This is a genomic window from Streptomyces sp. NPDC090445 (assembly GCF_044769385.1).
Classification (GTDB): Bacteria; Actinomycetota; Actinomycetes; order Streptomycetales; family Streptomycetaceae; genus Streptomyces.
Window position 1 is genome coordinate 581170 of sequence record NZ_JBIVXV010000002.1, and the last position, 22610, is coordinate 603779.

At 72.8% G+C, this 22610-nt stretch carries 17 protein-coding genes, 2 tRNA genes and 2 pseudogenes; 5 read left to right on the forward strand and 16 right to left on the reverse strand.

Going from position 1 to position 22610, the window contains the following annotated elements; translation table 11 throughout:
- The first annotated feature begins 45 nt into the window (after positions 1-45).
- Both ACIQUT_RS07380 and ACIQUT_RS07385 read left to right on the forward strand, forming a co-directional pair.
- Positions 46-807 (forward strand): MBL fold metallo-hydrolase, encoded by a 762-nt coding sequence (locus tag ACIQUT_RS07380; protein WP_403560369.1) that lies wholly within the window; start codon positions 46-48, stop codon positions 805-807.
- Positions 800-1597, forward strand: coding sequence for a DUF3097 domain-containing protein (locus ACIQUT_RS07385; RefSeq protein ID WP_403560370.1), 798 nt, complete (start codon positions 800-802; stop codon positions 1595-1597). Before ACIQUT_RS07380 ends, ACIQUT_RS07385 begins: the two co-directional genes overlap by 8 nt.
- A gap of 173 nt (positions 1598-1770) precedes the next feature.
- On the opposite strand, the gene hemW is transcribed toward ACIQUT_RS07385, so the two are convergent.
- The 3 genes from hemW to lepA all read right to left on the reverse strand — a co-directional run bounded on the left by hemW (position 1771) and on the right by lepA (position 7132).
- Positions 1771-2973: a radical SAM family heme chaperone HemW gene (gene hemW, locus ACIQUT_RS07390; protein WP_403560634.1), complete on the reverse strand. Its 1203-nt coding sequence runs from the start codon at positions 2971-2973 to the stop codon at positions 1771-1773.
- A 154-nt stretch (positions 2974-3127) separates the two neighbouring features.
- The gene (locus tag ACIQUT_RS07395; protein ID WP_403560372.1) at positions 3128-5017 is read right to left on the reverse strand and encodes an AMP-dependent synthetase/ligase; all 1890 of its coding nucleotides are present in this window, start codon (positions 5015-5017) and stop codon (positions 3128-3130) included.
- 249 nt (positions 5018-5266) lie between these two features.
- A complete protein-coding gene (gene lepA, locus ACIQUT_RS07400) occupies positions 5267-7132 on the reverse strand; it encodes a translation elongation factor 4 (protein WP_403560374.1) in 1866 nt (621 codons plus the stop codon).
- Between the two features lie 197 nt (positions 7133-7329).
- Here lepA and rpsT point away from each other — a divergent pair, with 197 nt between their 5' ends.
- Positions 7330-7596, forward strand: coding sequence for a 30S ribosomal protein S20 (gene rpsT / locus ACIQUT_RS07405; RefSeq protein ID WP_385677219.1), 267 nt, complete (start codon positions 7330-7332; stop codon positions 7594-7596).
- A gap of 184 nt (positions 7597-7780) precedes the next feature.
- On the opposite strand, the gene holA is transcribed toward rpsT, so the two are convergent.
- Positions 7781-8779: a DNA polymerase III subunit delta gene (gene holA, locus ACIQUT_RS07410; RefSeq protein WP_403560377.1), complete on the reverse strand. Its 999-nt coding sequence runs from the start codon at positions 8777-8779 to the stop codon at positions 7781-7783.
- Between the two features lie 61 nt (positions 8780-8840).
- Here holA and ACIQUT_RS07415 point away from each other — a divergent pair, with 61 nt between their 5' ends.
- A complete protein-coding gene (locus ACIQUT_RS07415; protein WP_403560379.1) occupies positions 8841-9083 on the forward strand; it encodes a hypothetical protein in 243 nt (80 codons plus the stop codon).
- A 13-nt stretch (positions 9084-9096) separates the two neighbouring features.
- Here the strand turns inward: ACIQUT_RS07415 and ACIQUT_RS07420 are convergent, their stop codons facing one another.
- Positions 9097-10326 carry an RNA-guided endonuclease InsQ/TnpB family protein gene (locus ACIQUT_RS07420; protein ID WP_403560381.1) on the reverse strand — a complete coding sequence of 410 codons (1230 nt, stop codon included), beginning with the start codon at positions 10324-10326 and terminating at the stop codon, positions 9097-9099.
- Between the two features lie 23 nt (positions 10327-10349).
- Here ACIQUT_RS07420 and tnpA point away from each other — a divergent pair.
- A pseudogene (tnpA, locus tag ACIQUT_RS07425) lies at positions 10350-10769 on the forward strand (IS200/IS605 family transposase); the annotation flags it as partial.
- A gap of 139 nt (positions 10770-10908) precedes the next feature.
- On the opposite strand, the gene ACIQUT_RS07430 reads toward tnpA, so the two are convergent.
- The 11 genes and pseudogenes from ACIQUT_RS07430 to rsfS all read right to left on the reverse strand — a co-directional run bounded on the left by ACIQUT_RS07430 (position 10909) and on the right by rsfS (position 22578).
- Positions 10909-11790, reverse strand: coding sequence for a YceI family protein (locus ACIQUT_RS07430; protein ID WP_403560383.1), 882 nt, complete (start codon positions 11788-11790; stop codon positions 10909-10911).
- Between the two features lie 136 nt (positions 11791-11926).
- Positions 11927-14299, reverse strand: a pseudogene (locus ACIQUT_RS07435) (ComEC/Rec2 family competence protein); the annotation flags it as partial.
- Positions 14296-14946, reverse strand: a complete 651-nt coding sequence (locus tag ACIQUT_RS07440) for a helix-hairpin-helix domain-containing protein (protein ID WP_403560385.1) — start codon at positions 14944-14946, stop codon at positions 14296-14298. The pseudogene ACIQUT_RS07435 and the gene ACIQUT_RS07440, both read right to left, overlap by 4 nt.
- 542 nt (positions 14947-15488) lie before the next feature.
- The gene (locus ACIQUT_RS07445) at positions 15489-16334 is read right to left on the reverse strand and encodes a DegV family protein (protein WP_403560387.1); all 846 of its coding nucleotides are present in this window, start codon (positions 16332-16334) and stop codon (positions 15489-15491) included.
- 238 nt (positions 16335-16572) lie between these two features.
- Complete coding sequence (locus tag ACIQUT_RS07450) at positions 16573-17337, reverse strand: hypothetical protein (RefSeq protein WP_403560389.1); 765 nt, start codon at positions 17335-17337, stop codon at positions 16573-16575.
- A 184-nt stretch (positions 17338-17521) separates the two neighbouring features.
- Positions 17522-20392 (reverse strand): leucine--tRNA ligase, encoded by a 2871-nt coding sequence (leuS, locus tag ACIQUT_RS07455; protein WP_403560391.1) that lies wholly within the window; start codon positions 20390-20392, stop codon positions 17522-17524.
- 266 nt (positions 20393-20658) lie between these two features.
- Positions 20659-20731 (reverse strand) — tRNA-Ala (locus ACIQUT_RS07460).
- 134 nt (positions 20732-20865) lie between these two features.
- A complete protein-coding gene (locus ACIQUT_RS07465; protein ID WP_008738908.1) occupies positions 20866-21099 on the reverse strand; it encodes a hypothetical protein in 234 nt (77 codons plus the stop codon).
- Positions 21100-21243: 144 nt separating this feature from the next.
- A tRNA-Ala gene (locus ACIQUT_RS07470) sits at positions 21244-21316 on the reverse strand.
- A gap of 123 nt (positions 21317-21439) precedes the next feature.
- Complete coding sequence (locus tag ACIQUT_RS07475) at positions 21440-22060, reverse strand: histidine phosphatase family protein (RefSeq protein ID WP_403560636.1); 621 nt, start codon at positions 22058-22060, stop codon at positions 21440-21442.
- Between the two features lie 74 nt (positions 22061-22134).
- The gene (rsfS, locus tag ACIQUT_RS07480; RefSeq protein WP_179176141.1) at positions 22135-22578 is read right to left on the reverse strand and encodes a ribosome silencing factor; all 444 of its coding nucleotides are present in this window, start codon (positions 22576-22578) and stop codon (positions 22135-22137) included.
- Positions 22579-22610: the final 32 nt, after the last annotated feature.

The window sequence follows — 22610 nt, forward strand, 5'->3', positions numbered from 1 at the left end:
GCAGTACGCGGCTAGCAAGGGTGGCCCGCCAGGTAGCGTCGCGGTATGGACGTACGGTGGGAAGACACGGATTGGGAACGTTTGACTCGGCGGACCGGCCGCAAGCGTCTCCCGGTGTGGGATTGCACGGTGGGACTGGTGGTCGGGGACGAGTCCGTCCTGATGATCGACCCCGGTTCGAGCGTTCGGGAGGGGGCCTCGATCAGGGCCGAGGCCGAGCGGCTGACGGGTCGGCGCGTGACCCATATCGCATTCACACACGGACATTTCGATCACGTCCTGGGCAGCGCGGCCTTCTCCGGGGCCGAGGTCTACGGGGCGGTCGGACTGGACGGCGAGCTCATCGCGGGACGCGACGAGCTCCGCGATGACGCGGTGCGCCAGGGCCTGGACGAGGCCGAGGCCGCCGAGGCGGCCGACCTGCTGGTGCTGCCGCGGCACCTGGTGTCGGGCGAGTGGACCCTGGACCTGGGCGGCGTACAGGTGCTGCTGGCCAACGTCGGGCCCGGCCACAGCCCCTACGACCTCGCCGTCTTCGTGCCGGGCGAACGCGAGACGGTCTTCTGCGGCGACCTCGTGGAGGAGTCCGGCGAGCCCCAGGCGGGCCGGGACGCGGTGCCCGAGCAGTGGCCGGCGGCCATGGACCGGCTGCTGGCCCTGGGCGGCGAGGAGGCCCTGTACGTGCCGGGGCACGGGGCCGTGGTGGACGCGGCCTTCGTCCGTGCGCAACGCGACGCGCTGGCCGCCCGGTTCGGCGTGTCGGACACCGGCGCCGGCCCGCTCTCCCCGGAGCGGCCGGATGCGTGAGTACTCCCCCGACCTGACCCCGCAGTGGAAGCGCGCCAAGGCCGCGCCGGAGGTGCCGGCCGAACCCGACCTGGTGGTCGAGGTGGCCGGTACGGACTTCTGCGGCGCCGTGGTGGCCTGCGAGGCGGGCACGGTGACCCTGGAGGACCGCTTCGGCAAGCGGCGGGTCTTCCCGCTGCAGCCGCGCGGCTTCCTGCTGGAGGGCACCGTGGTCACCCTGGTCCGGCCCGCCCGGGGTCCGGCGGCGCCGCTGCGCACCGCCTCCGGCTCGATCGCCGTCCCGGGGGCGCGGGCCCGGGTGGCGCGGGCGGGGCGGATCTACGTGGAGGGCCGGCACGACGCCGAGCTCGTCGAGCGGGTGTGGGGCGACGACCTGCGGATCGAGGGCGTCGTCGTGGAGTACCTGGAGGGCGTCGACCACCTGCCCGCCATCGTCGCCGAGTTCGCGCCCGGCCCGGACGCCCGTCTGGGTGTCCTGGTGGACCACCTGGTCCCCGGCTCGAAGGAGTCCCGGATCGCGGCGGCCGTCGCCTCCGACGACGTCCTGGTGCTGGGCCACCCGTACGTGGACGTCTGGCAGGCCGTGAAGCCGTCCGCGCTGGGCATCCCGGCCTGGCCCGAGGTCCCGCGGGGCCAGGACTGGAAGACGGGCGTCTGCGGGGCGCTGGGCTGGCCGGAGAACACCGGGGCCGCCTGGCAGCACATCCTGTCCCGCGTGACGTCGTACAAGGACCTGGAGCCCGCCCTGCTGGGCGCGGTGGAACACCTGATCGACCACGTCACGGCCTGACCGCCCCGCGGCACCCGCCCGGAGCAGCCGGGGCGGCCAGGGCGTCCGGGGCGGCCGGGCGCGCGGGGCAGCCGGGGCGGCGCAGGCAAGGCGGCGCGCGCGGCAGTGGCCGGGGCCGGTTCGGGCCGGCCTGGCGCACGGCAGCGGGCCGGGCCGGCTCGGGCCGGCCGGCGTCAGTCGACCAGGTCGCGGACCACGGCGTCGGCCAGCAGCCGCCCCCGCAGGGTGAGCACGGCGCGCCCGGCCGCGTACGGGCCCGGCTCCAGCAGGCCGTCCTCCACGGCGCGGCGGGAGGCCGCCAGGCCGGCCGGGGCCAGCAGGGACAGCGGGCAGCCGTCCACGAGCCGCAGCTCCAGCAGGATCCGCTCCACGCGCCGGTCCTCCTCGGACAGCAGCTCGCGGCCGGCTCCGGGCGACCGGCCCCCGGCCAGCGCGGCCGCGTAGGCGCCGGGGTGCTTCACGTTCCACCAGCGCACGCCGCCGACGTGGCTGTGCGCGCCGGGGCCCGCGCCCCACCAGTCCGCGCCCCGCCAGTACAGCTCGTTGTGCAGGCAGCGGCCGGCCTCGGACGTGGCCCAGTTGGAGACCTCGTACCAGGAGTAGCCGGCGGCGGCGAGCACCTCGTCCGCGATCAGGTACCGGTCCGCGTGGACGTCGTCGTCGGTCATGGGGACCTCGCCGCGGCGGATGCGGCGGGCGAGCTGCGTGCCCTCCTCGACGATCAGGGCGTACGCGGAGATGTGGTCCGGGCCGGCGCCGAGGGCGGCGTCCAGCGAGGCCCGCCAGTCGTCGTCCGACTCCCCCGGCGTGCCGTAGATCAGGTCCAGGTTGACGTGCTCGAAGCCCGCCCGGCGGGCTTCCGCGACGCAGGCCTCGGGGCGGCCCGGGGTGTGCGTGCGGTCGAGCACCTTCAGGACGTGCTGCCTCGCGCTCTGCATGCCGAAGGAGATCCGGTTGAAGCCGCCGGCCCGCAGTTCGGCCAGGTACTCCGGGCCGACCGACTCCGGGTTGGCCTCCGTGGTGATCTCGGCGTCCTCCGCCAGGCCGAACTCGTCCCGGACGGCCGCGAGCATGCGGACCAGGTGTGCGGCGGGCAGCAGGGTGGGCGTGCCGCCGCCGACGAACACCGTGCGGACGGGCCGCGGGTCGTCGCCGAGGAGCTTGCGGGCGAGGCGCACCTCGTCGACGAGGGTGTCGGCGTAGTTCTCGCGGGAGGCGAGCACGCCGCCGGAGCCGCGCAGCTCGGTCGCGGTGTACGTGTTGAAGTCGCAGTACCCGCAGCGGGTGGCGCAGTACGGGACGTGCAGGTAGAACCCGAGCGGGCGGTCCCCGGCACCCGCCAGGGCGTGCGACGGCAGCGTGCCGTCTTCGGGCATGGGCTCGCCGTCGGGCAGTGCGGAAGGCATGCCCCCATTGTCCCGTACGCGGGCCGGGGTCCGGCCGGGCGGGCGCCCGGGCGGCCGCCGCGGCGGGAGGGCCGGGCGGGCCGCCGGCCCCGTACCGCGGGGCTCAGGCCCCGTACCGCAGGGCTCAGGCCTCGCGGGCGCCCTCGTACATCTCGTCGATCAGGTGCTTGAACTCACGCTCGACGACCGGCCGCTTCAGCTTGAGGCTGGGCGTGAGGTCGCCGTGCTCCACGTCGAGGTCGCGCGGCAGGATCCGGAACTTCTTGATCGTCTGCCAGCGCTGCAGTCCCTCGTTGAGGGTCTGTACGTACGTCTCGATCAGGCGGTTCGTCTCCGGGGCGGCCAGCACCCCGGCGTACGACGTGCCCTCCAGCCCGTTCTCGGCGGCCCAGCCCAGGATCGCGGCCTCGTCGAGGGCGACCAGGGCGGAGCAGAAGTTCCGGTCGGCGCCGTGCACGACGATGCTCGACACGTACGGGCAGATCGCCTTGAACTGGCCCTCGATCTCGGCCGGGGCGACGTACTTGCCGCCGGAGGTCTTGATCAGGTCCTTCTTGCGGTCCGTGATGCGCAGGTAGCCGTCGGGCGAGAGCTCGCCGATGTCGCCGGTGTGCAGCCAGCCGTCCTCCTCCAGCACCTCGGCGGTCTTGTCCGGCTGGCCGTGGTAGCCCTGCATGATGCCGGGGCCGCGCAGCAGGATCTCGCCGTCGTCGGCGATGCGGACCTCGGTGCCGGGGAGCGGCCTGCCGACCGTGCCGGTGCGGTAGGCCTCGCCGGGGTTGACGAAGGAGGCCGCGCTGGACTCGGTCAGGCCGTAGCCCTCCAGGATGTGGATGCCGGCGCCGGAGAAGAAGTAGCCGATCTCCGGGGCCAGGGCGGAGGCGCCGGAGACAGCGGCGCGCAGCCGGCCGCCGAAGGCCTCGCGGAGCTTGGAGTAGACGAGGGCGTCGGCGATCCTGTGCTTGGTGGTGAGGCCGAAGGGGGCGGTGGCCCGGCCGGTGCGGCGGTAGTTGTCCTGGGTGGCCTTGGCGTACTCGCGGGCGACGCCGACGGCCCACTGGAAGATCTTGTACTTGGCGCCGCCGCCGGCGCGGGCCTTGGCCGCGGCCCCGTTGTAGACCTTCTCGAAGATGCGCGGGACGGCCGCCATGTAGGTCGGCTGGACGACCGGCAGGTTCTCGACGATCTTGTCGATGCGGCCGTCGACGGCGGTGACGTGCCCGACCTCGATCTGGCCGGAGGTCAGGACCTTGCCGAAGACGTGCGCCAGCGGCAGCCACAGGTACTGGACGTCCTCGGCGGTGATCAGGCCGGTGGCCACGGTGGCCTTGGCCATGTACGACCAGTTGTCGTGCGGGAGCCGGACGCCCTTGGGGCGGCCGGTGGTGCCCGAGGTGTAGATGAGGGTGGCGAGCTGGTCGGCGGTGATGGCGCCGATCCGCTCCTCGACCGCCTCCGGGTACTCGGTGAGGTACTGCTTGCCGCGGGCCTCCAGATCGGCGAGGGAGATCACCCAGCCCTCCGGGTCGCCCTCGGCGGGTACCGCGTCGGCGGCCTCCAGGACGACGACGTGCCGCAGGTCGGGCAGGTCGGCGCGGCGCTCGCGGGCCTTGGCCAGCTGGGCGGCGTCCTCGGCGATCAGCACCCGGCTGGCCGAGTCCTCCAGGATGAACGCGGACTCGTCGGCGTTGGTGCTGGGGTAGATGGTGGTGACCGCGCCGCCGGCGCACATCACGCCCAGGTCGCTCAGGATCCACTCGACGCGGGTGTTGGAGGCCAGCGCGACGCGGTCCTCGGACTTGAGGCCCAGGTCGATCAGGCCGGCGGCGATGGCGAAGACCCGCTCGGCCGCCTGGCCCCAGCTCAGCGACTTCCAGTCGTCCGGGCCGCTGCCGGATGCCGGGGGCACCGGGTACCGGTAGGCCTCGGCGTTGGGCGTGGCGGCGACACGCTCCAGGAAGAGGGCCGCCACGGTGGGCGGACGGTTCTCGATCAGGGTCTGTGTGTCGCTCACGGACGTCCTCCGGACCACGCGGCAGGGCCTGCCGTCCCGGGGGTGGGCGGCGGCTTCCGACAGGGCTGGCAGCAGAATCTGCGGCCAAGGGGTAGTGACTGGCGGGTAACCAACGGCAGTGATCAGGGTAGGTGCCCTCCGCCTGACGCGTAAGGGCCCTTGAGCCGCCGATTCATAACGAAACAGGCCCCCGCATGTGTACGCGGGGACCTGTTTCGCATGCAAGACCGGACTGCCGGCGGCGAACTGCTACTTCTTCTTGCCGCCGGAGTCGTCACTCGACAGGACGGCGATGAAGGCATCCTGCGGGACCTCCACGGAGCCGACCATCTTCATGCGCTTCTTGCCTTCCTTCTGCTTCTCCAGCAGCTTCCGCTTACGGGAGATGTCACCGCCGTAGCACTTGGCGAGGACGTCCTTGCGGATGGCGCGGATGGTCTCGCGGGCGATGACGCGCGAGCCGATGGCGGCCTGGATCGGCACCTCGAAGGCCTGCCGCGGGATGAGCTCGCGCAGCTTGGCGACGAGGCGCACGCCGTAGGCGTAGGCGGCGTCCTTGTGGGTGACGGCGGAGAAGGCGTCGACCTTGTCGCCGTGCAGCAGGATGTCGACCTTGACCAGGCTGGCCGCCTGCTCGCCGGTGGGCTCGTAGTCGAGGGAGGCGTAACCGCGCGTCTTGGACTTCAGCTGGTCGAAGAAGTCGAAGACGATCTCCGCGAGCGGCAGCGTGTAGCGGATCTCGACGCGGTCCTCGGAGAGGTAGTCCATGCCGAGCAGCGTGCCGCGGCGGGTCTGGCACAGCTCCATGATCGCGCCGATGAACTCGGTGGGCGCGAGCACGGTGGCCCGCACGACCGGCTCGAACACGTCGCGGATCTTGCCCTCGGGGAACTCGCTCGGGTTGGTGACCGTGACCTCCGTGCCGTCCTCCAGCACGACGCGGTAGACCACGTTCGGGGCGGTGGCGATCAGGTCGAGGCCGAACTCGCGCTCCAGACGCTCGCGGACCACGTCCAGGTGCAGCAGGCCGAGGAAGCCGACGCGGAAGCCGAAGCCGAGGGCCGCGGAGGTCTCCGGCTCGTACACCAGGGCGGCGTCGTTGAGCTGGAGCTTGTCCAGGGCCTCGCGCAGCTCCGGGTAGTCCGAGCCGTCGAGCGGGTACAGGCCCGAGAAGACCATCGGCTTCGGGTCCTTGTAGCCGCCGAGCGCCTCGGTGGCACCGCCGATCTGCTGGGTGATCGTGTCACCGACCTTGGACTGGCGGACGTCCTTCACACCGGTGATCAGGTAGCCCACCTCGCCGACGGAGAGGCCGTCGGCCGGCAGCATCTCGGGCGAGTTGGTGCCGATCTCCAGCAGCTCGTGCGTGGCGCCGGTGGACATCATCCGGATGCGCTCGCGCTTGTTGAGCGTGCCGTCGACCACACGGACGTAGGTGACCACGCCGCGGTACGAGTCGTAGACCGAGTCGAAGATCATCGCGCGGGCGGGGGCGTCCTTGACGCCGACCGGCGCCGGGACGGTCTGCACCACGCGGTCGAGCAACGCGTCCACGCCGACACCGGTCTTCGCGGAGACCCGCAGCACGTCGTCGGGGTCGCAGCCGACCAGGTTCGCCAGCTCCTCGGCGAACTTCTCCGGCTGGGCGGCCGGCAGGTCGATCTTGTTGAGCACCGGGACGATGGCGAGGTCGTTCTCCATCGCCAGGTAGAGGTTGGCGAGCGTCTGCGCCTCGATGCCCTGGGCGGCGTCCACCAGGAGGATCGTGCCCTCGCACGCGGCGAGGGAGCGCGAGACCTCGTAGGTGAAGTCGACGTGCCCGGGGGTGTCGATCATGTTGAGGATGTGCGTCTTGCCCACCCCGTCGCCCGTGGTGGGCGCCCAGGGCAGTCGGACCGCCTGGGACTTGATCGTGATGCCGCGCTCACGCTCGATATCCATGCGGTCGAGGTACTGGGCGCGCATCTGCCGCTGGTCGACGACACCGGTGAGCTGCAGCATCCGGTCGGCAAGCGTCGACTTGCCGTGGTCGATGTGCGCGATGATGCAGAAATTGCGGATCAGCGCCGGGTCGGTACGGCTCGGCTCGGGCACGTGGCTGGGGATGGCGGGCACGCAGTGTCCTGATTCTCGGGTCGCAGAAGCGTTGGGTCGGATCTGTACGCAGGTTCCATGGTCCCATGGACGGGGCAGTGCGCTCGGTTTGGGCCACCCCGGGTGCCCCTGGTAGCCTGGGCAGCTGTGTCTCGTATGCCCTCTCAGCAGCGAGGCGCAACCGGAAGATCAAACTCTGAACCTGAAAAGGCTCTTTCGTGGCGAACATCAAGTCCCAGATCAAGCGGAACAAGACGAACGAGAAGGCGCGCCTGCGCAACAAGTCCGTCAAGTCCGAGCTCCGCACCTTCATCCGCAAGGCCAACGAGGCTGTCGTCGCCGGCGACGCCGAGAAGGCCACCGCTGCGGCGCGCGTCGCCTCGCGGAAGCTGGACAAGGCTGTGTCGAAGGGCGTCATCCACAAGAACGCCGCCGCCAACAAGAAGTCGGCGCTGGCCTCCAAGGTTGCCTCCCTTCAGGGCTGAGCACTCGATGTGATCGCCGGGAAGGACCCAGCGGGCCCTCTCATCCGCTCCTGACCGGCACCCCAGCGCCGCACGCGGCCTGCGTTCGCCACGCGGGTGCGGCGCACATATCGGTAACCGAAGGCCCCGGCCGCCCCCCTTTCCCCAGGGTGGTGTCCGGGGCCTTCGGGCTGCCCGGGCCCGGTCAGTACGCGGGGCGGCGGGGGCGGGCCGCGCGGGCGACGGCCACCACGGCCTTCTCCAGGGCGTACTCCGGGTCGTCCCCGCCTCCCTTGACGCCCGCGTCGGCCTCGGCGACCGCGCGGAGGGCGTCGGCGACCCCGTCGGCCGACCAGCCCCGCATCTGCTGGCGCACGCGGTCGATCTTCCACGGCGGCATGCCCAGGTCGCGGGCCAGGTCGGCCGGGCGGGCGCCGCGCGGGGCGGAGGCCAGCTTGCCGATCGCCCGGACCGCCTGCGCGAGGGCGCTGGTGATCAGCACCGGGGCCACCCCGGTCGCCAGCGACCACCGCAGGGCCTCCAGGGCCTCCGCCGCGCGCCCCTCGACCGCCCGGTCGGCGACCGTGAAGCTCGACGCCTCGGCCCGGCCCGTGTAGTAGCGGCCGACCACGGCCTCGTCGATGGTGCCCTCGACGTCCGCGCAGAGCTGCGCCACCGCGCTCGCCAGCTCCCGCAGGTCGCTGCCGATCGCGTCGACCAGCGTCTGGCAGGCTTCCGGGGTCGCCGACCGGCCCAGCGTGCGGAACTCGCCGCGGACGAACGCCAGCCGGTCGGCCGCCTTCGTCATCTTCGGGCAGGCGATCTCCCGGGCCCCCGCCTTGCGGGCCGCGTCCAGCAGGCCCTTGCCCTTCGCACCGCCGGCGTGGAGGAGCACGAGGACGATCTCCTCGAGGGGGGCGGCGATGTACGCCTTGACCTCTTTGACCGAGTCCGCGGACAGGTCCTGCGCGTTGCGCACGACCAGCACCTTCTGCTCGGAGAACAGCGAGGGGCTGGTGAGCTCGGCCAGTGTGCCGGGCTGGAGCTGGTCCGACGTCAGGTCGCGCACGTCCGTGTCGGGATCGGCGGCGCGGGCAGCGGCCACCACCTCCCGTACGGCGCGGTCGAGCAGCAGGTCCTCCTGCCCCACCGCGAGGGTGAGCGGGGCGAGCGGATTGTCGGTGGAGTTCTTCCTGGTGGCCATCGCCCCCAGCATCCCATGCCGCACCGACAGTCCCCCGCGCCGCGTACCCGAGAATGGTCGCGTGAATGTGCGACATGTACTGGTGCTGCCCGACCGCGACGCCGCGGAGGAGGTGGCCGAAGAGGTCGTCGACCGTTTCGGCCTGGCGGAGGAGCCGCAGCTGGTCCGCGACGCCCTGGCCGGCGAGGACGACGCCGAGGACGCCCAGTGGCTGGTCGTCGTCGAGGACCCGCGGGAACGGCTCGACACCGCGGCACTGGACGGTCTCGCCGCCGAGTACGAGGGCTGGCTGGAGGCCCCTTGACATCCTCCCGGGCCTAAAGGCCCGGGATTCCCGTCTGCTCCCGCACAAGCCGTGTGGGTCGCTTCGGGTGGGTTCCTGCTTCGCTGCGCGGTGCGGGCAAAGGTGCCCGTCTGACCTGCGCTCCACAGGCTGACACCGCCAGTCCGGCGGCCTTGGCGACGTTGACCGCCGCGTTCACGTCCCGGTCCAGGACGGTCCCGCACGCCTGGCACGTCCACTCGCGGACGCTGAGGGGCTTGGGGCCGTCCTTGACGCCGCACGCCGAGCACACCTGGCTGGTGGGTTCGAAGCGGCCGATGCGGATGAAGGTGCGTCCGTACCGGGCGGCCTTGTACTCCAGCATGCTCACGAACGCCGACCATCCGGCATCGTGGACGGACTTGGCCAGGCGCGTACGCGCGAGTCCCTTCACCGCCAGGTCCTCGACGGCAACCGCTTGGTTCTCGCGGATGATCCTCGTCGAGAGCTGGTGGTGGAACTCGCGGCGTGCGTCGGCGACCCGCGCGTGAGCGCGAGCGACCTTCACCCTGGCCTTGTTCCGGCTGATGGAGCCCTTCTCCTTGCGGGACAGGTCCCGCTGCGCCTTCTTCAGGCGCTTCTCGGCCCGGCGCAGAAAGCGCGGGCTGTCGACCTTCGTGCCGTCGGAGAGGACGGCGAAGTGGCCGAGTCCGAGATCGATGCCCACCTCGGGCGTCGTCTTTGGCAGTACCTCGGAAACGTCCGTCTGGACGACGAAGCTCGCGAAGTACCGCCCGGCCGCGTCCTGGACCACGGTCACGGTGGTCGGGGTGGACGGCAGGGAACGGGACCACTTCACCTTGAGGTCGCCGATCTTCGGCAGGCGCAGCTTCCCGCCCGGCGTGATCTGCCAGGCCGCGTTCGCGGTGAAGCGAATCGACTGCCGGTTGTCCCGCTTCGACTTGAAGCGCGGGGCGCCCATCTTCGGGCGCTTGCCCTTCAGCCCGTCGAAGAAGTTGCGGTACGCCGTGTCCAGGTCCCGCAGAGACTGCTGGAGGATCACCGCCGAGACCTCGCCGAGCCAGGCCCGTTCCGGCGCCTTCTTCGCGGCCGTGAGGCGCTTGGACAGCTCCGCCCAGGTGACGAACGGCAGCCCCGCCGCACGGGCCTCCTCGCGGACGCGCAACGCGTCGTTGAAGACGACCCGCGCACACCCGAACGCCTTCGCCAACGCCGCGCGCTGACCAGCGCCCGGGTACACGCGGAACGAGTACCGAAGCTGCACAGAGATCACTCTGCCATTGGCCTATGCCACCGCGGGATCCAAACCCCGAAATCCGCCGAGGTCGAACAGTCGTCCACAACCTGCACGCGCACTTGGGGTTTGTCACGAAGTACCGACGCGGTGTCATGAACGACGAGATGCCGGCGCGCTGCCAAGAGGTCATGCGCAAGGTCTGTGAGGACTTCGGCGCGGAGCTGAAGGAGTTCATCGGCGAGGTCGGCCACGTTCCTCTGCTCGTGCACTACCCGCCAAAGGTCGCGCTCGCCAGCCTGGTCAACGGTCTCAAGGGCGTCTCGTCCCGCCGTCTGCGCGCGGAGTTCACCGGCCGGGTCAACCGGGCGATCATGTACGGCCGGTTCTGGTCGCCCTCGTACTTCGCGGGCTCGTGCGGCGGTGCGCCGCTCCAGGTGGTCGAGGACTACATCGCGCAGCAGAAGCGGCCGGACCGAGTGTGGCCGGCCGTGGGCGCGGGTGGACAGTGCGGACCCGCCCCCGCGGCCGAGGTCAGAGCAGTCTTGAGATGCGATTCACCCCCGGCCTGAAGGCCGGAGCACTCTCGCAAGATCAGAGGTAGGGCCCGGCTCAGGCCTTGCGGACGATCTGCACGTCCAGCGTCACGTCCACACTCGAACCGATGGCCGCGATCCCGTTGGCCAGCACCGACTGCCAGTTCAGCGCGAAGTCCTCGCGGTTGAGTTCGGCGGAGGCCCGGCAGGCGGCGCGCGGCTCGCCCTCCAGGCCCGTGCCCAGCCCCAGGTACTCGGTGTCCAGGGTCACCGACCGGCTGGTGCCGTGCAGGGTCAGCGCGCCCGCCACGGCCCAGCGGCTGCCGCTGCGGTGGATGAACCGCTCGCTGTAGAACTCCACGGTCGGGTAGTGGGCCGCGTCCAGGAAGTCCGCCGACCTCAGGTGGTCGTCCCGCATCCTCAGGCCGGTGTCGATGCTCGCCGCGTCGATGATCACATGCATGGAGGACTCCTCCATGCGGTCGGCGATCCGCACCGCCCCGGCGAAGGTGTTGAACCGGCCACGGATCCGGGCGAGTCCGATGTGCCGGGCCGTGAACGCGATCGACGAGTGCGCCGGGTCGAGCTCCCAGTGCCCGGGCTGCGGCAGCAGCGGCGGTTCCACCGCGTCGAGGATGATCTCGGCGGTGCCGGACTGCGCCGCGTCCCCCACGATCGTCGCCCCGTGGAAGGGGGCGAAGCCCTCGGCGGTGACCGTGAGCCGGTACTCCCCCTCCGGTACGGCCGCCGCGAACCCGCCGTACGGGTCCGTCTCGCCGCTGACGACGTGCCGGCCGATCGGGTCGGTCACCTCGAACGCGGCCCGGCGGACGGGCTGGTGGACGGTGTCCAGGACCCGGCAGCTGAGCAGATGCGCCGCATGAGGCAGCGTCAGCGTCGCAACGGTGTGCGAAGCACTGCTTCCGGCCGTGTCTTTCCCTCTTCGGCGTACGAACATGGTTGGTGCACCCCCGTGCTGTGTGGACATGTCCCGCTGTGGCGAAGACGCATTCGATCATGCTGTCGGGTTGTGGGCAAACAGAGCGCGGACGCACGCTTCGGACGTGCCGTCGCCGGCTCCCCCGCGACGGGAACGCGTGCAGCCGGGGCCCACTGCCGGTGATCGCGACGGAGCCGTGGGTATCGGTGCGCAGGACCGTCGCGCCCAGCGACCGCAGCCGCCGGAGGGTCCCCGGAGCAGGGTGTCCGTAGCGGTTTCCGGCGCCGACCGGGACGATGGCGAGCCGCGGCCGGACCCGCTCGTGCAGGGCCGCGTCCTGGTGGGCGGAGCCGTGGTGGGCGACCTTCAGGACGTCGACCGGCCCCAGGTCCGGGTGGCCTCCCAACAGGGCCTGCTGGGCGGGCGGTTCGAGGTCGCCGAGGAGCAGCAGGGTCAGTCCGGCGGCGCGGACCAGCAGGGTCACGCTCGCGTCGTTCGGCCCGTCGGTGGGCGGTCCGCCGGGCGGCGGCCACAGCACCTGCCAGGCGAGCGGCCCGGCCCGGCGCCGCTCCCCCGCCACCGCCGCGACGACGGGCACTCCGGCTGCCGCCGCGGTCCGCCGGACGAACCCCGCCTGCCCGGCCGGCTGATCCAGCACGGTGGTCTGGATCACCCCCACCGCCCGGCCCCGCAGCACCCCCGGCAGGCCCCCGACGTGGTCGGCGTGGAAGTGGGTCAGCAGGAGCAGCGGCACCCGCCGCACCCCGAGCACGCGCAGGCACTCGTCCACCGGTTCCGGTTCGGGCCCCGCGTCCACCACCACGGCCGTTCCGGGCCCGGCCGCGAGCACACCGGCATCGCCCTGCCCGACCGCGCACTGCACGTAGCTCCAGTCGGGCGGCGGCCAGCCGGTGAGCGTACGGGTGAGTTGCGGCGGCCGCAGCACGGCCAGGAACAGCAGCAGGCACAGCGCGCAGCACGCCCAGGGGCGGCGCAGGAGCCGCGTTCCGAAGACCACGGCGGCCACCGTCACGGCGGCGAGCAGCAGCCCGCCGCCGAGGCCGCCCGGCCAGGCCAGCTCCGCCCCCGGCAGCCGCGCCCCTCCCCGGGCCACGGCGGCGATCCACCCGGCCGGCACCGCCGCGCACCGGGCGAGCAGCTCCGCGGCGGGCGGGGACAGCGGCGCCACCGCGAGCACCGCGAAGCCGAGCACGGTCGCCGGACCCGCCGCGAGTTCGGCGAGCAGGTTGCACGGCACCCCGACCAGGCTCACCCGCGCCGAGAGCACCGCGACCACGGGCGCGCAGACGGCCTGGGCCGCGGCGGCGGCCCCCAGCGCCTCGGCGGGCCGGGGCCGCATCCCGCGCCGCCGCAGGGCCCCGCTCCAGCGCGGGGCGAGCGTCAGCAGGGACCCGGTGGCCAGGACGGACAGCAGGAATCCGGGGCTTCGGGCCAGCCACGGGTCGCAGAGCACCAGCAGCAGGACGGCGGCGGCCAGGGCGGGGAGCAGGGATCTGCGCCGGCCGGTGGCGATGGCCAGCAGGGTGACCGCCCCGCAGGCCGCGGCCCGCAGCACGCTCGGCTCGGGCCGGCAGACGACCACGAACGCCAGCGTCAGCGCCGTGCCCGCGAGGGCGGTGGCCCGCAGGGAGAGCCCGAGCCGCGGGGCGAGCCCGCGCCGCTCGGCCTGCTGCGCGCGGGCCGGCGGTCCGAGGAGCAGGAACAGCACCACGGTCAGGTTCGACCCGGAGACGGCCAGCAGGTGCAGCAGGTCGGTGGCCCGGAACGCCTCGTCCAGCTCGGGCGGCACCCGGGAGGTGTCCCCGACCACCAGGGCCGGCAGCAGGGCCCTGGCGTCCGGTGCGAGCCCGTCGGTGGCTTCGCGCAGCCCGGCCCGCAGCCGTCCGGCCGACCGCTGGACGGCGTCGGGGCCGCCGGTCACCCGGGGCGCGGCGTCCCCGGCGGGCCGCAGCAGCGCCACGGCCCGTTCCCCGTCCCGCCCCGGCGCGAGGCGGGCCTCCACCGCGACCCGGGTGGACGGCAGCAGCCCGCCCCAGCCGGGATGCCCGGCCAGGACGCGGACCGGGGCCGCGACCCGCGTCGGGGCACCGCCAGGCACGGTCACCCGGGTCACCACCGCGTCCAGCACCACCACGGGCGGGCCGCCGCCCGTACGGGCGCTCCGCGGGTCGGAGGCGACCGTGAGCTCGGCGAGGACCCGGGCGTGGTTCCGGGCCAGGCCGCCCACCGGCCCGGCCCGCGCCTCCGCCCGGGCGAGGGCCGCCACCCCGGCACCGGCGGCCGCGCACAGCAGGGCGAGGGCGGCGGCCGTCCCGGCCCGCCACAGCCGGTCGGGCCGGAGGCATCCGGCGAGGAGCAGCAGCCCGGCGGCCGCCACCCCGAGCCCCGCCCCGACGGCGCTCCACCCGGCGGGCACGCCGAGGGCGACGGCGGCCGCCGCCCAGGCGGCCAGGGCGGGCACGACCAGCCGCAGGTCCACGGGCTCCGTGCCCTCCGCCCGCTTCACGGCCGCACCAGCTTGCGCAGGTCGGCGAAGCGGCGCTCGCCGATGCCGTTGACCTGGCGGAGCTCCTCCACCGACCGGAAGCCGCCGCGGGCGGTGCGGAAGTCGACGATGTGCTGCGCCAGCACGGGCCCGACCCCGGGCAGTGCGTCCAGCTGCTCCACCGTGGCCGTACCGAGGCTCAGCGGTCCGGCGGCCGGCCCGCCGGGCCCCGCCGCGGGCGGCGCCGGGCCGCCGACGACCACCTGCTCACCGTCGACCAGCACCCGCGCCCGGTTGAGCCCGGTGGTGTCCGTGCCCGGGGTGGCTCCCCCGGCGGCGGCGAGCGCGTCCTCCACCCGCGAGCCGGCGGGCAGCCGCCGCACCCCGGGGTCGCGGACCTTGCCGCTGACGTCCACGACGATGCGGGAGCCGCTCTCGGCGCCGCCGGGCGGCCCGGGGGCCGGGCCAGGCGCCGGGGCGGGTTCCGTGGCCGGGGCGACGGCCGGCGGCGCGGTCACCGGCTGCGGCCGGGCCGACCAGTACTGCTGGACGCCGAATCCGACGGCAACCGCCAGCACCACCGCGACGGCGCCCACGGCGCGCGGCCGGACCTCCAGCCGGGCCTGCACCCACAGCGGCAGCCGCTCCCGTACGGCGAGCCACCCCAAGCCCCCGGGCGGCCGCGGATCCGCCTCGCCCGGGAAGGCCGAGGGTGGCGGCGGTGGCGGTGCCGACGGCTCGGGACCCGACGCCCGCGGCTCCGAACCCGCTGCCGACGGCGGCGCCGGCAACGTGGCCGGCGGCGCCGACGACCACGTCGGCAGCGGCGGTGGCGGCGGTGGCGGTGGTGGCGGTGGCGGTGGTGGCGGTGGCGGTGGTGGCGGCTGGGCCGACGGCTCCGGTCCCGGTGGCACGGCGCCGCCGCCACCGAGGAGGGCTTCCGCCCGGCGGCGCACCACAGCCGCGGCGGCGTCGTCGCCAGGCGCAGCAGCCCTGCGGAAACGGGCTCCGGCGCGGCCGCGGCGGGGCCGCAGGCGGCTGTCGGAGAGAGGGGGACGGCCCGGGCCGGCGGTGGCTCCGGAGCGGTGCGAACTGCGCGTGCGAAGAGTCATGCCACGACGGTAGGGACGAATCCCGACCGCCGTTCGGAACACTCAATTCCGGTGGATTTCCGTGTGCTTGTGGAAAACCCCGCTACCCTTTCCGGTGATCAGCGGGGCGAGACGACCGCCGCGAGCAGCCCCGGCCCCGTGTGTGCGCCGATCACCGCGCCGACCTCGCTGACGTGCATCTCGACCAGGCCCGGGATGCGCTCCCGCAGCCGCTCCGCGAGCTTCTCCGCCCGCTCGGGCGCCGCGAGGTGGTGCACGGCCACATCGACCTCGGCCGTCCCGGCCCGCTCTACGGCCAGTTCCTCCAGCCTGGCGATGGCCTTGGAGGCCGTCCGTACCTTCTCCAGCATCTCGATGCGTCCGCCGTCCAGCGTGAGCAGCGGCTTCACCGCGAGGGCCGAGCCGAGGAGGGCCTGGGCGGCCCCGATGCGCCCGCCCCTGCGGAGGTAGTCGAGGGTGTCGACGTAGAAGTACGCCGACATGTCGACGGCCCGCTTCTCCGCGGCGGCCACGGCCTCGTCGACGGAGCCGCCCGTCTCGGCGGTCTCGGCGGCGGCCAGGGCGCAGAATCCGAGGGCCATCGCGACCATGCCCGTGTCGACCACCCGCACCGGGACGGGTGCGGTCCTGGCGGCGAGCACGGCCGCGTCGTAGGTGCCGGAGAAGTCCGCGGACAGGTGGAGGCTGACGATGCCCGTCGCCCCGGCCTCCGCGGCCGCCCGGTAGGCCCGTACGAACTCTTCCGGGCTCGGGCGGGAGGTGGTGACCGAGCGGCGCTTCTGCAAGGCCAGGGCCAGGCTGCGCGCCGAGATTTCGGTGCCCTCTTCGAGGGCCTCGCCGCCGACGACCACGGTCAGCGGGACGGAGGTGATTCCGTGCCGCGCCATGGCCGGTGGGGGCAGGTAGGCCGTGGAATCGGTGACGATCGCGACATGGCGGGACATGAGGCGGAGGTTACCGCCAGAGGGGCTGCAACGGCAGCCCGACCCCTCCCGCCACGGCCCTCGGCGCGGCCCGTCCGACACCGGCGCCACCGGCCGGGCCCACCACCCGCTGCCCCGGCCCCGGCCCCGAGCCTGACTGCCTCAGACTCGGCTGCCCCGGCCGCCTCAGACCCCGCTGCCCTGGCCCGACCGTCTCAGGCCGATCCCCTCAGGCCCGACCGTCTCAGGCCCGGCCGTCTCAGGTCGTCGTCTCGGGGCGGGGGCTCTTCTGCCACGGGTACTTCGGTGCCGGCGAGGCCGGGTTCAGCGCCGGAGCGGGGGACGAAGCCTGCCGCCCCTGGACGTCCTGAGCCGGTGCGGCCCCCGGGCCCGTACTCGCACCCGCACCCGCACCCGCACCCGCGTCCCACGCCGCCGCGGCCGCCGCGAGGTCGTCCAGCGCGTCCCGGCGGGAGCCCCAGTCCCGCAGTGCGTCCGACTCGACCTCGATCTGCTCCGACAGCGTCGACAGCTCGTCCTCCGCGAACCGGCGGGCCCGGTCGCGCGCGGCCCACCGCAGCGAGTCCGCAGCCTGCGTGATCTTCGCCGTCCGCTCCCGCAGGTCGGGCAGGGCCTGGGCGACCCGCGCCCGGTCCGGCTCCTGCTCCAGCCGCTTCAGCTCGTCGTCCAGCTCGTGCCCGTGCGCGCTCAGCCGCTCGAACAGGGCGAGCGACTCCTTCAGAGAGGCGTCCGTCCGCGCGCCCTCGGTCAGCGCGTCCTGTGTGGTCCGCATGGACGTCCGCAGGTCCAGGCGCAGCTGGGCGAGCGCCCCGCCGACCCCGACCTGGCCGAGGCTCTTCGCCTTCAGGGCGGTGTCCTCCACGGTCCGTTTGGCCTGCGTGATGGTGCGGTCCACACCGCGCTTCGCCGCACCGACCGCCTTCACCGTGGCCCACGCGCCGAGCCCCAGGAAGGCGAACAGCATCACCAAGGCGAACATGATGATCAACGCGCCCGCGTCCATGAGGGCCCCTTCCCCTGCCGAATTCCGTCCCCTCCACCGTAAACGCCACGGGCAGGCCAGGGGTTCCATTCGAACCCCCAACCTGCCCGTACGGGAATACCCCGACGTCAGACATCGGACGTCAGACCAGGCCAAGCCCGGCCAAGCCGGGCCAGTCCGGTCCGGGCCGGGCCGGGCCCGGCCATCAGATGACGATGTTCACCAGCTTCGGCGCGCGCACGATCACCTTGCGGATCTCGGCCCCGCCCAGCGCCGCCACCACGGCCGCTTCGCCCAGTGCCAGCTGCTCCAGGTCGCCCTCGGAGATCGTCGGCGGCACCTCCAGGCGCGCCTTGACCTTGCCCTTGATCTGCACGACGCAGGTCACGGTCTCGTCCACCACGTACGCCGGGTCGGCCACCGGGAAGTCCTGGTGCACGACGGACGCGCTGTGGCCCAGGCGGCTCCACAGCTCCTCCGCGATGTGCGGGGCCAGCGGCGCGACCAGCAGGACCAGGCGCTCGGCGACCGAGCGCTCCAGCGGGCGGCCCGCCTTGGTCAGGAAGTTGTTCAGCTCGGTGATCTTCGCGATGGCGGTGTTGAAGCGCAGGCCCGCCATGTCCGCCCCGGCCCCGTCGATCGCCTTGTGCAGCGCGCGCAGGGTGTCCTCGCCGGGCTCCCCGTCGACGACGGTGACCTGCCCGGTCTCCTCGTCCACGATGTTGCGCCACAGGCGCTGCAGCAGCCGGAACTGGCCGACGACGGCGCGGGTGTCCCAGGGGCGGGAGACGTCCAGCGGGCCCATGGCCATCTCGTACAGGCGCAGCGTGTCGGCGCCGTACTCCTCGCAGATCTCGTCCGGCGTGACGGCGTTCTTCAGGGACTTGCCCATCTTGCCGTGCTCGCGCTTGACCTGCTTGCCCTCGTGGAACCAGGCCCCGTCCCGCTCCTCGACCTCGGCGGCCGGGACGTACATGCCGCGCTCGTCGGTGTACGCGTACGCCTGGATCATGCCCTGGTTGAACAGCTTGTGGAACGGCTCCGCCGAGGAGACGTGGCCCAGGTCGAACAGGACCTTCGACCAGAAGCGGGCGTACAGCAGGTGCAGCACCGCGTGCTCGGCGCCGCCCACGTACAGGTCGACGCCGCCGTGCGGCGCGCTCTCGCGCGGGCCCATCCAGTACTGCTCGATCTCCGGGTCGACCAGGGCCGAGGCGTTGTGCGGGTCCAGGTAGCGCAGCTCGTACCAGCAGGAACCGGCCCAGTTGGGCATGGTGTTGGTCTCGCGGCGGTACGGGCGGACACCGCGCCCGTCGCCCAGGTCCAGCTCGACGTTGACCCAGGCCTCGTTGCGCGACAGCGGGGTCTCCGGCTTGGAGGCGGCGTCGTCGGGCTCGAAGGTGCGCGGCGAGTAGTCCTCGACCTCGGGCAGTTCCAGCGGCAGCATCGACTCGGGCAGCGCGTGCGCGACGCCGTCCTCGTCGTAGACGATCGGGAAGGGCTCGCCCCAGTAGCGCTGGCGGCTGAACAGCCAGTCGCGCAGGCGGAAGTTGACGGTGCCCTCGCCGATGCCCTGCTCGGCCAGCCAGGCGGTGATGGCGGCCTTGGCGTCGACGACGGTCAGGCCGTCCAGGGAGATGCCCTCGCCCGTCGAGTTGACGATGGTGCCGTCGTACGAGGTGAAGGCGTCGTCCCACTCGGCCGGGTCGGCGTCGCGGTCGTCCGAGGGCTCCACGACGCAGCGGACCGGCAGCTCGAAGGCCTGCGCGAAGGCGAAGTCGCGGGAGTCGTGCGCCGGGACGGCCATGATCGCGCCGGTGCCGTAGCCCATCAGCACGTAGTCGGCGATGAAGACGGGGACCTGGTCGCCGCTGACCGGGTTGGTGGCGTAGGCGCCGGTGAAGACACCGGTCTTGTCCTTGGCCTCGGCCTGGCGCTCGACCTCGGACTTGGCGGCGGCCTGCTTGCGGTACGCGTCCACGGCCTCGCCGGGGGTGCCGGAGCCGCCGGTCCACACCTGGTGGGTGCCCTCGGGCCATTCGGCCGGGACGATCTTCTCGACCAGCGGGTGCTCGGGCGCCAGCACCATGTAGGTGGCGCCGAACAGGGTGTCGGGGCGGGTGGTGAAGACGGTGATGGCGTCGCCGCCCACGGCGAAGTCGACGCGGGCGCCCTCGCTGCGGCCGATCCAGTTCCGCTGCTGCAGCTTGATGGCCTCGGGCCAGTCCAGCGCGTCCAGGTCGTCCAGCAGCCGGTCGGCGTACGCGGTGATCCGCATGTTCCACTGGCTCAGCCGGGCCTTGAAGACCGGGAAGTTGCCGCGCTCGGAGCGGCCGTCCGCGGTGACCTCCTCGTTGGCCAGGACGGTGCCCAGACCGGGGCACCAGTTCACGGGCGCGTCCGAGGGGTACGCCAGGCGGTACTCGTCCAGCACGCCGGCCTGCTCGACGGCGGTCAGGTCGGCCCAGGCGCGGCCGCCGGGGACCTCACGGGAGCCGTCCTCGAAGGAGGCGACCAGCTCGGCGATCGGGCGGGCCTTCTGCGCGTCGGTGTCGTACCAGGAGTTGTAGACCTGCAGGAAGATCCACTGGGTCCACTTGTAGTAGTCCGGGTCGATCGTCGCGAAGGAGCGGCGCTTGTCGTGGCCCAGGCCGAGCCGGCGCAGCTGCGCCTTCATGTTCTCGATGTTCGCCTCGGTGGACACGCGCGGGTGCGTGCCGGTCTGCACGGCGTACTGCTCGGCGGGCAGGCCGAAGGCGTCGAATCCCAGGGTGTGCAGGACGTTGTGGCCGGTCATCCGCTGGTGGCGGGCGAAGACGTCGGTGGCGATGTAGCCGAGCGGGTGGCCGACGTGCAGGCCCGCACCGGACGGGTACGGGAACATGTCCATGATGAACTTCTTGGGGCGCGCGACGACCGCCGGGGCACCGGCCAGGTCACCCGTCGGGTTCGGGGCCTCGTAGGTGCCCTGCGCGTCCCATACGTCCTGCCAGCGTGCCTCGATGTCGGCGGCCACGGCAGCCGTGTAACGGTGCGCCTCGGCCGCCTCGGGGGCCGGGGTGTTCGTCTCGCTCATGTTTTCGGAAGCTCCATCGATCGTCTCTGCCGGCTCTGCTCACTCAAACGAATCTGCTCGCTCAAACGAAAAAGCCCCTCGCACAGGAGGGGACGCCGCGCCGATGCCGACCTTCTCGAAGGGTCGGTACTGATCAGCGCGGCTCGGTAAGCAGAAGGCGTACGGCACGCATGGCGCCAGGGTACCGCAGCGGTCCTGGCGGCCGCTCGATCGTTCCACACAACGAGAAGCGGGCCACCCGATCCGGGTGGCCCGCTTCTTCACTGTGGAGCTAAGGAGAATTGAACTCCTGACCTCCTGCATGCCATGCAGGCGCTCTACCAACTGAGCTATAGCCCCTTGTTTCTCTCTGCCGCCGGGCCCCTTCTCGGTTTCCCTTGCCAGTTCCCCCTGGCGACATCCAGAACATTACACGGCCCCGGGCCAACTCCCAAAATCGGTTTCCGGCGGGTCGATTTGTCCGTTTCGACCCGTCAGGCGCGGGCGAACTGGTAGAACCGCTTGAGCGTGCAGTGCTCGTCGAGGAGGCGGCCGTAGATCGGCTCGCCCTCCAGCTCCCGGTACGTCTCGATCGGGTCGCCTTTGATGATCAGCGCCCGTGCGCATTCCTCGCACCAGTACTGGTAGTCGGGGTTGACCGGGTCCATGTCCCGCACGATCGGCGTGCCGTTGTTGCACCAGTCGCACCGCCGCCGGTGTGCACCCATCCGTCAGCGACTCCCTCCCGCGTCGGGCCGTCGACTCCCCCGCCGGCCGTCCGATTCTGCCACGCGGGTGCGCGGCAGGTCAGCAAGCGCACGAGGATCAAACACCAAAGATCCCGCCCCCTGTTGGGGACGGGATCCTGATTGTGGAGCTAAGGAGAATTGAACTCCTGACCTCCTGCATGCCATGCAGGCGCTCTACCAACTGAGCTATAGCCCCGCTCTCCGCCTCGCTGCCCCGTTTCCGGTGTTCTGCGCTGCGAACAAGAAGAACTTTAGCCTGTGACCGGCCCGAAAGTGAAATCCGGGTCCCGGGGGCCTCCGGACGGGGCCCGGCAGCAGCTCAGTCGTCGTCGCCGAGCACCGGTTCCGGCAGCGTGCCGGCGTTGTGCTCCAGCAGGCGCCAGCCGCGGGCGCCCTCGCCCAGGACGGACCAGCAGCAGTTGGAGAGCCCGCCCAGGCTCTCCCAGTCGTGCGCGGCCAGCCCGAGCAGCCGGCCGATGGTCGTACGGATCGTGCCGCCGTGGCTGACCACGACGAGCGTGCCGTCCTGCGGCAGCTGCCCGGCGTGCTCCAGCACCACCGGGGCGGCCCGGTCGGCCACCTCGGTCTCCAGCTCCCCGCCGCCGCGGCGGACGGGCTCGCCGCGCTTCCACGCCGCGTACTGCTCGCCGTGCTTCTCCAGGATCTCGTCGTGCGTGAGGCCCTGCCACTCGCCGGCGTACGTCTCGCGCAGTGCGGCGGTGCGCGCCACGGGCAGGCCCGTGACGGCGGACAGCTCGGCGGCCGTGGCGGAGGCGCGCCGGAGGTCGGACGCCACGATGGCGTCCGGCTTCAGGGACGCCAGCAGCCGTGCGGCGCGGCGCGCCTGCGCCACACCGGTCTCGGTCAGCGGGATGTCCGTGGAGCCCTGGAAGCGGCGCTCCAGGTTCCAGGCGGTCTGGCCGTGCCGCCACAGGACGATCTTCCGGCCGGTACGGGCGGCCCGAGGCGCCCCTTCGCCCTTGCGGGCGCTCGTCCTCGTGTCGGGGCTTGTGCTCAGAACAGATCACCGTCCAGGTCGTCGCCCTGCGCCTCGCGCAGCTTCGCGTACTCCTCCGCCTTGCCCTTGGTGAGCTTGGCGTCCTCGGGCAGCTCGATTTCGGGGCAGTCCTTCCACAGGCGCTCCAGCGCGTAGAAGACCCGCTCCTCGCTGTGCTGGACGTGGACGACGATGTCGACGTAGTCGAGCAGGATCCAGCGGGCGTCGCGGTCGCCCTCGCGGCGCACCGGCTTGGTGCCGAGCTCCTTGAGCAGGCGCTCCTCGATCTCGTCGACGATCGACTTGACCTGGCGGTCGTTGGGCGCCGAGGCGAGCAGGAAGGCGTCGGTGATCGACAGCACGTCGCTGACGTCGTAGGCGATGATGTCGTGCGCGAGGCGGTCGGCCGCCGCCTGGGCGGCGGTGGTGATGAGCTCGATGGAGCGGTCCGTGGCGGTCACTGGCCATGCTTTCGGGTTGGCGGGCAGATCCC